Consider the following 11,534-nt stretch of genomic DNA (forward strand, 5'->3'; position numbering starts at 1 on the left):
CGGGAGCCTTCCCGAGCATGGCCGCAGTATCGCGCACCGCGGGGCTCGGCCGCTTGCCCGAGCGGGCATCGCCGGGGTACAAACGGCGCGCGGTACGCGGTAGGCTCCGCGGGGCCGTAGACGAAGGAGATCGGGAGATGACAGCTATACGACTTGTCACCACGGGTTTTCTCTGCGCCGCGCTCGCCGGCGCCTGCGGAAGCGACGACGAAGCGGCGCCCGACGCCGCGCCGGCTCCGGACGCCGCCGCCCCCGCGCCCGACGCTGCCGCGCCCGACGCCGCCGCGCCCGACGCCGCCGCCCCCGACGCCGGCGTCGACCCGGTCGAGCGCGGCCGCTACCTCGTCGATCACGTCGCCCTGTGCGGCGACTGCCACACGCCGCGGCTGCCGTCGGGCATGCCCGACATGGCCAACTACCTGGCCGGCAACGATTGCTTCATCGACCTCGTTCCGGACGACGACACGAAGGGCTGCCTGGGCACCGCCAACCTCACCAACCACGCCACGGGTCTCGCGGGTGAGACCGACGCCGACATCAAGAAGATGTTCCTCGACGGGCTTCACGAGGGCGGCGTTGTCATCCCGGTGATGCCGTACTGGGTCTACCACAACATGGACCCGGCCGACGCCGACGCCATCGTCGCCTACCTGCGCACGGTGCCCGGCGTCGACCACACCGTGCCCGAGCCGCAGGAGCCGTGGGTTCACCCGACGGCCCCCGCGACGCCGATCGACCCGGACGACATTCCCGCGCCGGACCCGACCGCTCCCAACTACGACAGCGCCATGCGCGGCCGCTACCTGGCGACCATGGCCGGCCTGTGCCTCGAGTGCCACACGCCCGAACTCGAACCGCCGATGCCGCGGCCGATCGACATGACCCGGCCGTTCGCCGGCGGGCGCACGTTCGGCGGGTTGCCGATGCCGCCGTTCGACACCACGGCGTCGCAATCGGCCAACCTCACCCAGCATGCCACCGGGCTCGCCGGCTGGACGGCCGACGACGTCGTGAAGGCGCTGAAGATGGGCGTCGACGACGACGGCGACGTGATCTGTCCGCCGATGCCGGTCGGGCCGATGGGGGCCTACGCCGGCCTCACGGACCAGGACGCCGCGGACATCGCCGCGTACATCTTGACGCTCCCCGGTATCGACAACACGGTCGCCGGGACCTGCTCGCTGGCCGGGGGCATGTAGCGCCGCGCGGGGCGCGGGCGCGCGGGGCCTTCGCCGCGCGCGCGTGCGGTCCGTGGGACGATCCGGACGCCGGCGGAGAGGATCGCGACGTACATCGCGGGGCCGGCAAGGCGGACCGTCGAAGGAGCGTCTTTTCGGCGAGGCCGGACGCCGCTGGCGTCGCGAAGGCCGTTGCCGAGGGGCGCGCTTTCGTGCCGGCGCGGGCGTGTCCGTCAGGGCTCGTGCGCCCGCGCCTGCGGTTCAGGGCCGGCGCTTGAACAGCTCGGGGTGCGCAAACCGGGACTCCAGGTCGGCAGGCGGGGCCTGCGGGCTGCGGCGGAGATCCCAGTCCTCTCGCCAGGCGCCCGAGGTTCCGTAGCGCCAGCGGCCGTCGAGGACGATGGCGTCGCCATCGCGGGCGAACCGGAACTCCACTTCGCCCGCATCCTGATCCGGGTTGCGCGACGGCGCCTCGCTCCACCATCCACGCAGGACATCGTCCGCATCCCAGCGCAGCACGACCGTGCCGTCGTCGTGGCGATAGGCGCCCCACACCTCGTCGCCCACTTCTCGGAGGACCATGTCTCCCCAGTCCCCCGTCCAGAACCCGACGAGCTCCGCCGTGACGAACTCGCCGTGCAGTCGCCTCCAGTAGCGAGTGCATTCGTCGTGGCCCGTCGTGTCTTCGTAGGTGTCGCCGGTGACGGTGGCGACCGTGTGCTTCCAGCTTGCGTTGCCGGCTCGATCCCGCCAGAGGATCTCGCCTTCATACCGGCCGGGGCCCACCTGTTTGAAGCGGCAGCCCACCTCGCCTCGTCGAAACCCGTACGCCGCCAGACCGCCCGGGATCTCGATGGTGCAGATCCACTCGTCGCCGTCCTTCGTAAAGACCACCGTGCGATCGTCGCAGCCGCGCCACGCGCCGGCCAGCGAGGCGGATGGGGCGGCGGCCGGCCGGGGCGCCTGCGCGTTCGCGGGCGCGGCGGCGGGCCGGGGCGCCGTCGCGTTCGCGGGCGCGGGCGCGGGTGGCGGCGTCGCCGGAGCGTCTTGTCGGACGACGCACGACGACGCCAGCAACGCGGTTCCGACGGCTACCCACTGAGTCATCTCGATTCCCTCCGTGAAGTCGAGCTACCGCGAGACCGCCGCGCCCGGCGTCGATCGCAACGACCCGGTCGCAGCCATGGTCGCGACATTCGTCTGCAGCTCTGCCGGTCCCCGTGCACGACGCGGCGCCCCCTGTGCCGCTGCGATTGTACGCGAACCGTGACGTCGACGCCGCCGGCGCGGCGTGGGCTGTCGCCAGCTACCGCTTGACCTTGAAGCGTACGGCCGGGCGCTGGTCGAGCGGTACGTCGCGGCGCTCGTACGCGAGCACCTCCACGCGGATCGGCTTGCCGGCGGTCGCCGTGAACGTACGGCTTCCCCTCGCGGTGAACGTCCGCTTGTTGAGGTACTTGAACGGCCCGTAGCCGTGCCCGCGATAGACGACCGTCACGTCGAGGGTGTGACGGCCGGGCGAGATCGGCCCCGCGAGGATGTCGAGCGTCGGCTTCGCCGACAGGTCGCCGGAGTCGTCGCGCTGGCGAAACACTCGGACGCCGTCGAGCGTGTAGGTCACCTCGACGAGGCGGAACTGGTCGCTCATCCCGCTGGTGTGCAAGATCGTGAGGTTGGCGCTGGCGCCGCCGCGCAGCGCCGCATCCTTGAGCAAGTTCACCCGGGCGCGGAGCTGCTCGGCGCGGCTCTGGACGCGGTCGAGCCGGCGGCTGAGTTCGCGCAGCGACAGCGGGCTCGCGACCGGCGCGCTCGGGCGCGTCGCGGACGGCGGCTGGACCATCTCCGGGTGCGCGGCGCGCGTGGCTCCGGGTTGCTCGCCCGCCGCGGGCGAGCCACCGCCGCCCGCCGCGGGGGGCGACGTCTCGTGCGCGGGGGGGCCCGCGTCGGCGCCGGGCGTCTGTTGCGCCGCCGCCGATCCGGTTGCCAGCAGTCCGACCACTGCAACCACGATCCCCGGGCGCGGCATCATGGCTCATGCATATCATCGCCCCGCGTCGCGGGCAAGGCGGCGCGATCGGTGGGAACCGTCCGGCGGTCGCGTTGTCCGTCGTCACATGCAATGGTTCGCCGTGATGAAACGCGTCGCGTTCGCCGCCGTGGCTGTGCTGGCCGCCTGCAAGCAGCACGAGGAGCCGCCGGTACCCCCGCCGCCGCCGCCCGACCCGAAGGCGGAGGCGACGCCGCCGCCCGCGCCGCCGTCGGTTCGCGCGACCGCCCCGGCGCCGGTGGCGCTGCCGGGTAAACCTCCCGGCAAGCTGGACGGCGCGCACCGGTGGTCCAAACGGTTCGGCAGCCCCGAACCGGACGCCGCGCGCGGCGTCGCGGTCGGCGCGGACGGTCGGGTGGCGGTCACCGGTTACTTTTCGGGAGAGGTCGATTTCGGCGCGGGGCCGGTGTCGGCGGCCGGCGATCGCGATGCGTTCGTCGCCGTGTTCGACCGCGACGGCCGCTTGCTGTGGGCCAAGGCACTCGGAGGTCCCGGCGAGGACATCGGCCAGACGGTCGCGATCGACAGCAAGGGCCGCGTCGCCGTCGCCGGCACGTTCACCGACACGGTCGACTTCGGCTCGGGCAAGCCGTTTACGAGCAAGGGGCGCACCGATCTGTTCATCGCGCTGTACGACGCCAGCGGCCGTCACGTGTGGTCGCGCCGCGCGGGCGCCGAGGTCGAGGATCGCGCCTACGCCGTCGCGTTCGATCGCGACGACAACCTGATCGCAACCGGCTACTTCGGCTCGGCGATCTCGCTCGGCGGCGACCCGCTGGTGTCCGCCGGTCGGGCCGACGCATTCGCGGTGAAGTACGCGCCGGATGCCCGGCACGTGTGGTCGTGGCGCATCGGGGGGGGAGGGCGACGACCTGGGCCGAGCGGTTGCGGTGGCTCCCGACGGCTCGCTGTGGATCGCCGGCGATTTCCAGGCGGAGGTCGTCGTCGGCGGCAAGACGCTCGCGAGCCGCGGCAACTCCGACGTGCTGCTGGCGCACGTCACCGCGGACGGCGCGGCGATCGGCGCGTATTCGTTCGGCTCCTACTTTCACGATTTCGCCGTCGGGGTCGCGGTCGACGCGGCGGGCGGGCCGGTCGTCATCGGGTCGTTCGAGCAGTCGATCGACTTCGGCGGCGGCGAACTCAAGGGGGTCAAGAAGAAGGACATGTTCCTCGCGCGCTTCGACGCCAATGGGGCCCACCTGTGGTCGAAGGCGTTCGGCGGGCGCGACGACGACGTGGGCGGCGGGGTCGCGGTCGACGCGCACGGCGACGTGATCGCGACCGGCTGGTTCTGGCACGGCGTCGACTTCGGTACCGGGCGGCTCGACAGCGCCGGCGACAGCGACATCGTCGTCGCCAAGTACGCGCCCAACGGCGAGCCGATATGGGCCAGGCGGTTTGGCGACGCGGGCGCCGACTTCGGTCGCGCCGTCGCCGTCGGGCCGGACGGGGCCGCGGCGGTCGCCGGTACGTTCCGCGGCACGGTCGACTTCGGCGGCGGCCCGCTCACGTTCGCCGGGGAGCGCAAGGGCGCCAAGGGCGACGCATTCGTCGCCGTGTTCGGCCCGTGATCGCGTGCTCGCGGGCCGCGCCTCGGACCCGCGCGGTTATTCGTGCACGGCGATCGCGGCGTGGCGCCACGCGACGCCGCCACGCCCGTCGCGATAGACGACGAACAGGTCGCCGTCGGCCGGCTCCTCGGGCGCGGTCCACGTGGTCGGCGCCCGCCGGTAGCGGTCGAATTCTCCGACGCTGGCGTACCACGCGACCTGGGAGTCGTCGCCCGGCGGCGGGTCGACGACGACGTCGAGGTCCACGATCTGTCCCGGCACGGCCGCCAGCGCGCCGGCACCGTCGGCGTCGTCTCCGATCGCGGCGCCATCGGCCGAGAGCTCGACGATGTCCGGGTTGGCGGTCGGTTGCGGCACGCCGACCGCGATCGCTTTGACGGCCACGAGCGGCGGCGAATCGTCGGGGTACGCGGTCGCCTCCACGGCGGCGAGCGCGACGCCGTCGACCTCCGCGGGCGCGACGTACCAGACGGCGCCGGCGTCGCGCTCGATCCGGCCGATGGCCGGCTGGTCGGCCGTCGGTTCCGCGAGGGACCAGTCGACCTCGACGCCGGAGATCGGCCCGTCGGGTCCGGCGAGCAAGATCGACAGCGCGGCCCGGTCACCGGCCGGGATCGCCGGTGGGTCGGCCCGAACCGCGAGGATCTGCGGTCGCGCCAGCTCGGCCGGCGTCGGCAGATCGGTGCACGCCGCGGCAGCCGCCGCGATCGCCGCCGCGGCGCAGGCGGCGGGACGCCGAGTTGCCAGAGCCATCAGAACGTCCCCCTCACGCCGATCGCCGGAAAGATCGGCAGCGTCGTGAACGCCTCGCGATCCTGGTAGTCGAAGCTGTACTGGTAGCCGAGCGTGCGCGCGTGGGCGTACACGTTCGTGATGTCGAGGTAGGCCGACAGCTTCCACGTCCGGAACGACCACGTTCGATCGACGCGCACGTCGAGCTGGTGCGCGTCCTCGAGCCGGTCGCTGTTGACCTCGCCGAACACCGGCGCGTACACGTTGAGGTCCGACAGGAACACGGAGCCGACGATCGGCGTGATCGGCTCGCCGGTGGTGTACTGCCAGCGGCCGCCGAACGTCCACGCGCCGACTTGCCAGCTCGCGACCGCGATGAAGTTGTGCGTCTGGTCGTAGTCGAACAGCCGGCGCGGCTGGCCGGGGCCGTCGACGCGATCCGACCGCGACAGCGTGTAGGCGACCCATCCGAAGAAGTGGTCGGTGCGCGCGCGCACGAGCGCTTCAGCGCCGAACGAGCGACCGTAGCCCTGGTTGACGAATACGTCGAGCGGGTCGTCGCCGGCGCGCGCGCGGTCCTGCACCACCAGCCGGCGGCGATCCGTGTAGAACACGGAGCCCGTCGCGCGCACCGCGTCGGACAGGTCGTGCTCGCCGCCGAGCACGTACTGGTAGGCGATCTCCGGGGACAGATCGCGCGGGACGGCCTCGGCCTGGTCGAGCGGGCGGCTGTACTGGCCGAGCGCGGCGAGCACCGCCCAGCGCGGCGCGACTTCGACCTTGACCTGCAGCCGAGGCGACACCGTATGCGCGCCGATCCGATCGTAATAGTCCCAGCGCACGCCCGGCGTGACCCGCGCCGCGGGTACGGGCGACACGTCGGCCGCAACATACCCCGCCACCCACGTATCGTCGAAATCGAGATCGAGGTCGACCGGCGGATCCGTGGTGAGGTTCGGCATGTCCGGGTTGCCCTCCTGCGGCGGCAGCGGGAACCGCGATCGGAACGTGCCCCGCTGCGCCTGGATGTCCGCTCCGGCGCGCACGGTGACCCGCGGGTGCGCCCGCCACGTGACGTCCTCGCGCACCTCGACGAACCCGCCGTCGCCGTCGAGGAAGTTGTCCTGTCCGACCTCGACCCGGAACTGGCGCGTGCCCACTGCGGCGATCGCCGTCGACGACACGGCCGGCCGGTCGTAGCGCCAGGTCGCGTGCACGCGCGAGAACACGGTCTGGTTGAAGAACGTGCCGGTCGCTTCCGGATCGTTGGCGTTCTCCTCGTCCAGCAGCAGCTCGAGCACGTCGGAGCTCACCAGGCCGAGGGCGGTGAACCGATGCCGTGCGGACGGCTGCCAGTCGATGCGCAGCTGGCCGTCGTAGTAGCGCGGCGCGGTGGTGAACGACAGGTCGATGTCGTCCGGGATCGCGGCGGGCAAGATCGCGTCGATGAGCGATCGCCGTGCGGCGGCGGTGATGGTCAGATTGTGCTCGCGCGACAGCGGTCCCTCGACGTACCCGGCGAGGTTGATGAACGACAGCTCGGCGAACCCGGTCCACGTCGTCGCGCGGCTCGGCCGCGTGTGGATGTGAACGATGCCGCCCGTCGCGCGGCCCTCTTCGGCGCCGAATCCACCGGGGAGGAACTCGATGTCGTCGATGAACTCGGACGGCAGCACCGACTGCAGGCCGAAGAAGTGGTAGACAAGCGGGATCTGCACGCCGTCGACCAGGAACAGCGAGTCTTCCGGCGCCGCACCTCGGATCACGAGCAACCCGGGCCCGCTGCCGGCCGCGTCGGCGTTCGCGACGCCCGGCAAGCTCTTGACGACCTGCATGGAGTCGCCGCGCGTGCCGGGGAGCTTGACCAACTCGCGGCGATCGAGTTCGGTCTCGCCCGGCGCGTCGACGATGCGCGGCGCCTTGCCGACGATCTCGATCGTCTCTCCCGCGGCTTCGGCGCCTTCGCGCGCGAGGATGATGACCAGGTCGGCGACCCCGCCCGGCCCGAGGTCGACCGGTACGTCGGCTGCGGAGTAGCCGGGCGCACTCACGCGCACGACGAGGGTACCCGGCGGAAGGTCGGCGAACTGAAAGCGCCCGGCGGCGTCCGCAGTCGCGCGCTGCGCCGTGCCGACGACTTCGACCGTGGCTCCGGGGACGGGCGCGAGCGTGTCGCCGTCGAGCACAGTGCCGGCCAGCGGCGCGGCGCGCGCAATCTGCGGCAGCGCGAGGACGGCGGCGAGGACGGTCAGGCTGACGACACGGGGTACCATGGGGGAGTCGCGACGGCCGTACGGCTTACGCGCGCGGCAAATATACGCGAAACACGCTGCCGGCGCCATCGCGGCTTTCGGCCTCGATCTCGCCGCCGAGCGACGTCACGATCTTGTGACAGATCGACAACCCCAAACCGGTGCCCACGCCGATCGGTTTGGTGGTGAAAAACGGATCGAACGCGCGGCGCAAGATGGCCGGCGGCATGCCGCAGCCGGAATCGGCGACCTCGACCACGATCCGATGGCCGTCGAAGCGGGTGCTCACGCGCACGAGATTGCGGTCGGGGGCGCCGGGGGCGATCGCCTGCGCGGCGTTGACGAGCAGGTTGAGGAACACCTGGCCGAGGCGGCTTTCGCTGGCTCGGACCGGCGGCGTCTCGTCGAGCGCCTCGACCAGACGGGCTCGCTCGCGAATGGTGTTGCCGGCGATGTTGACGGCCGACCGCACGACGCGGCGCACGTCGATGTCCGCGGTGTCCTCGCTCGCGCGCGAAAACGACCGCAGGTCGCTGACGATGCTGCGTACGCGCTGCGCTCCGTCGCGCGCGTGGGCGAGCGCGTCGCGCAGGCGGTCGACGGCGTGTGGCGGCCCGGTGATCGCATCGAGGGCGGAGGCCATTCGATCGAGATTGAGCAGCACGTAGGTCAGCGGGTTGTTGATCTCGTGCGCCACGCCGGCAGCGACCGTGCCGACCGTCGCCATCCGGTCGGCGAGCGCCAGCCGCGACCGCAGCGCTCTGCGCTCGCTGACGTCGCGAAAGAACGCGACCGACGCCGTGCCTTCGGCCACCGGAACGACCGTCGCGCCGACTTCCACGACGGCGCGCTCGCCCGACTTGCGCACGATGCCGATCTCGATTGGACTCGGCACGACCTCGCCGGCCCGGGCGAGCCGCACCATCTCTTCGACCCGTGTGCGGTCGTCCTGCACCAGGTGGTCGAGGGCGGGGCGAGCGGCGAGGTCCGCTGCGGCGTAGCCGAGGATCGCGACCGCCGCGTCGTTCGCGTGTACGATCTGCGGCCCGTCGCCCCGATCGATCGTGACGACGACGCCGTAGCCCGACCGGCCGAGGGCCGCCACGACCGGCCCGTCGAGACCGGCGAGCAGATCGTCGAGCGTGGTCATCGACTCCGACTATATCGCCTGCGTCGCCGCGGGTTGAAGGGCATCGGGGGCGCGCGTGCTATGGTTGCTCGGTGAACAAGGTTACATGGTCGTTGGCCATCGTCGCGGCTGGATTGGCCGCACCGGCCGGCGCGCGCGCGGACCGCGCCGCGGTCGACGCCTACCCGCGCCGTCTGGTCGACCGCCCGCTGCTGCTGCCGCCCGGGTTGTTCGAGGTGCGCTTTGGCGGGCTGAGCGACGCGATCGCCCGAGCGCCGCAGGATCGGTTCCGTACGCGCGCCGACGTCGCGTACGGGTTCGGCGGCCGGTTCATGGTCGGCGCGGACACCGACGTCGCGGTGGCTCCGGCGGACGCGATGGAGATCGTCGACGTGTCTGCGCGGCTCGACTACAGCCTCGTGCCCGCGGCGAGCATCCGCGTCGCCGGCTTCGCATACGACGACGCGCCCGGCGACGGCGACGCCGACGTCGCGTTCGGGTTTCGCGTCGGGCTGCCGGCGCAGCTCGGTTTGGGGCGCAGCATGACGCTCCAGGTGACCCCCGACGTGTCGTTTGCCGGCACGGCGGTGCTGCGCATTCCGGCCGGGCTGTCGCTGCAACTGTTCGACGCCGCGGCGATCGTGGTCGACTCCGGCCTGCGCGTCGAGGAGTTTCGCTTCGAGCGGGACGAGGCCGCCGGAGTCGATACGTGGGACGTGCCGTTTGGCGTCGGCGTGTGGCTGGGACTGTCGCGGCGAATCGACCTGACCGTGCGACTCGAGTGGCCGGACACGGCTCACCGCCGCGGCGACCGCTGGCTGTTCGCGTCGTTCGCGTTTCGCGGGTAGACTGCGGCTGTGGCGCGGCCGACAGTCACGTTCCTGTTCGACTTCGCCAGCCCATTTTCGTACATCGCCGACGTGCGAGTCGACCGCGAGCTGGCGACGTTGCCGGTGGACGTCGTCCGGGTGCCGGTCTACTTGCGCGGGTTCGACGCATTTCGCGCGGGCAGTCCGTACTCCGCCGCGAAGGCGGCCTATCTGGCGGCCGATCTGGTGCGCTGCGCCGCCCGCGCTGGCGTGCCACTCGGCGCGCCGGCACGCGTGCCGGTCGACGGGCTACACATGCTGCGCGCGTATCTGGCGCTCGACGGCCATCCCGCGCAGGCGGCGTTTCGCCGCGCCGCGTTCCGCGCGACGTGGGTCGACGGCGCCGACACGTCGGACCCGGAGGTCGTCGTGGAGGTCGGCGAGTCGGCGGGTATCGACCGGCGCGAGCTGGCGGCCGGGATGGCGCGTCCCGCGGTCAAGGCGGCGCTGCGGGCCAACACGGACCGGGCGATCGAGCGCGGCGCGTTCGGCGTGCCGACGTTCTTCGTCGGCGACGAGCTGTACTGGGGGCAAGACCGCCTGGACTTCGTTCGCGAGCGCGTCGAGGCGGCCGCGTGCGGCGGCGCGATCGTCTCGGACGTCGACTGACGCCCGCGGACGTCCGGCAGATGGCCGGCCGGCGGTGGGGAGCCGCGCTGTTTGCGGCACGACGGCGAGGCAAGACGCCCGCGGACGTCCGGTACATCGCCGGCCGGTGCCTGGGCGAAACGCGGTACACTCGCGGGGGAGCGGCGGCCCGTGAATGGCGATGCGAGCCCGGCGACGGTACGACAGCGGTTGCTCCGCGTGGTGTCGCGGTGCGACACGGTCGACGGGTTCGTCGCGGCGTTCCGCGGGGTGTGCGACGGCGATTCCATCTTCATCGCCACGCGCCATCCGAAGCCGGTCGGCACGCGCCAGCCGGTCGCGATCACCCTGGCCGACGGCACGCCGGTGTTGGCCGGCACCGGCGAGGTCGTCGAGGCGTACGGCGACGGCGGCGGTCCGGGCGGCCGACCCGGGATGCGCCTGCGCCTGTCCGACCTCGGCGCCGAGGGGCGCGCGCTGCTGCGGCGGCTGGCGGGCGGCGGGGGGGCCTCCGGGCCGCCGCCGTCCGGCGCCTCGCCGACGGCGCGCGTCCGCGACGACGGCGACGGCGCGGCGCGGGGGCGGGACGTGCCGGCGCGCGTCGGCCCGGCGCCGATCGCCGGCGCGGACGCCGGTCCGGCCGCGCCGCCGCGGGAATCCCTCGTGTTGCCCGCCAATCCGCTGTCCGACTTGCCCGACGAGTCGCTGGTCGGGTTCATCGAGTGCACGCTGTACGAGGAGTCCGGCTTCTCGCCGGCCGCGCCGAGCGACGGCGCGCGATCCCCGGCCGCCGGCGACGAGCCGCCGCCGGCGGCGCCGGGGGCCGAGGATGCCGCGGCGCGGCCGGACTGGTGGCCGCCGGCACGCCCGCCGCACGTGCGGGCGGCCACGCCACCCGTGGTTCGACAGTTGGCCGACCGCGCGCCGCCGGCCGGGACGCCGAGCTGGCCCGAGGTGGTTGGCGCACCTCCGGAAGCCGGCGCACAGACGAGTCTCGTCATCCGCACGGGGCCGCCGGCGTGGCGGACGGCGGTCGTGGCCGGGTCCGTGTCGGCCGTGGTCGCGTTCGCGGTGGCGTACGCGATGTGGGGCCGGCGCGCGCCGGTCTTTACGGAGCCGGAGCGGGCGGCCGCTGCCCGCGGCGCCGGCGACGAGGCCGCGGACC

Annotated in this window: 12 protein-coding genes; 6 read left to right on the forward strand and 6 right to left on the reverse strand. The window is 73.0% G+C overall.

Annotated features, from left to right (window positions below):
• The first annotated feature begins 137 nt into the window (after positions 1-137).
• Positions 138-1,199 (forward strand): hypothetical protein, encoded by a 1,062-nt coding sequence (locus tag D6689_07385; GenBank protein ID RMH42683.1) that lies wholly within the window; start codon positions 138-140, stop codon positions 1,197-1,199.
• Positions 1,200-1,439: 240 nt separating this feature from the next.
• Here the strand turns inward: D6689_07385 and D6689_07390 are convergent, their stop codons facing one another.
• The gene (locus tag D6689_07390) at positions 1,440-2,072 is read right to left on the reverse strand and encodes a hypothetical protein (GenBank protein ID RMH42684.1); all 633 of its coding nucleotides are present in this window, start codon (positions 2,070-2,072) and stop codon (positions 1,440-1,442) included.
• A gap of 1 nt (position 2,073) precedes the next feature.
• On the opposite strand from D6689_07390, the gene D6689_07395 reads away from it, so the two are divergent.
• Positions 2,074-2,280 carry a hypothetical protein gene (locus tag D6689_07395; protein RMH42685.1) on the forward strand — a complete coding sequence of 69 codons (207 nt, stop codon included), beginning with the start codon at positions 2,074-2,076 and terminating at the stop codon, positions 2,278-2,280.
• 204 nt (positions 2,281-2,484) lie between these two features.
• Here the strand turns inward: D6689_07395 and D6689_07400 are convergent, their stop codons facing one another.
• Entirely contained in the window at positions 2,485-3,207 is a 723-nt protein-coding gene (locus D6689_07400; GenBank protein ID RMH42686.1) for a hypothetical protein, read from the reverse strand.
• Between the two features lie 387 nt (positions 3,208-3,594).
• Positions 3,595-3,837: a hypothetical protein gene (locus tag D6689_07405; GenBank protein RMH42687.1), complete on the reverse strand. Its 243-nt coding sequence runs from the start codon at positions 3,835-3,837 to the stop codon at positions 3,595-3,597.
• A gap of 278 nt (positions 3,838-4,115) precedes the next feature.
• Between D6689_07405 and D6689_07410 the strand changes: the two genes are divergently transcribed.
• A complete protein-coding gene (locus D6689_07410; GenBank protein ID RMH42688.1) occupies positions 4,116-4,799 on the forward strand; it encodes a hypothetical protein in 684 nt (227 codons plus the stop codon).
• A 36-nt stretch (positions 4,800-4,835) separates the two neighbouring features.
• Here D6689_07410 and D6689_07415 read toward each other — a convergent pair whose 3' ends face one another.
• From D6689_07415 to D6689_07425, 3 genes are read right to left on the reverse strand one after another with little or no spacing between them, the layout of a single operon-like run.
• Complete coding sequence (locus D6689_07415) at positions 4,836-5,552, reverse strand: hypothetical protein (GenBank protein ID RMH42689.1); 717 nt, start codon at positions 5,550-5,552, stop codon at positions 4,836-4,838.
• On the reverse strand, positions 5,552-7,873 hold the full coding sequence (locus tag D6689_07420; protein RMH42690.1) for a TonB-dependent receptor: 2,322 nt from the start codon (positions 7,871-7,873) through the stop codon (positions 5,552-5,554). Before D6689_07420 ends, D6689_07415 begins: the two co-directional genes overlap by 1 nt.
• The gene (locus D6689_07425; protein ID RMH42691.1) at positions 7,830-8,933 is read right to left on the reverse strand and encodes a PAS domain S-box protein; all 1,104 of its coding nucleotides are present in this window, start codon (positions 8,931-8,933) and stop codon (positions 7,830-7,832) included. Before D6689_07425 ends, D6689_07420 begins: the two co-directional genes overlap by 44 nt.
• 71 nt (positions 8,934-9,004) lie before the next feature.
• Between D6689_07425 and D6689_07430 the strand changes: the two genes are divergently transcribed.
• From D6689_07430 to D6689_07440, 3 genes are all read left to right on the forward strand, one after another.
• Positions 9,005-9,760 carry a hypothetical protein gene (locus tag D6689_07430; protein ID RMH42692.1) on the forward strand — a complete coding sequence of 252 codons (756 nt, stop codon included), beginning with the start codon at positions 9,005-9,007 and terminating at the stop codon, positions 9,758-9,760.
• A gap of 9 nt (positions 9,761-9,769) precedes the next feature.
• Positions 9,770-10,390: a 2-hydroxychromene-2-carboxylate isomerase gene (locus tag D6689_07435; protein ID RMH42693.1), complete on the forward strand. Its 621-nt coding sequence runs from the start codon at positions 9,770-9,772 to the stop codon at positions 10,388-10,390.
• A gap of 150 nt (positions 10,391-10,540) precedes the next feature.
• A partial coding sequence (locus D6689_07440) for a hypothetical protein (protein ID RMH42694.1) occupies positions 10,541-11,534 on the forward strand: 994 nt, incomplete at its 3' end.

This window comes from Deltaproteobacteria bacterium (assembly GCA_003696105.1).
Lineage (GTDB): Bacteria > Myxococcota_A > Polyangia > Haliangiales > J016 > J016.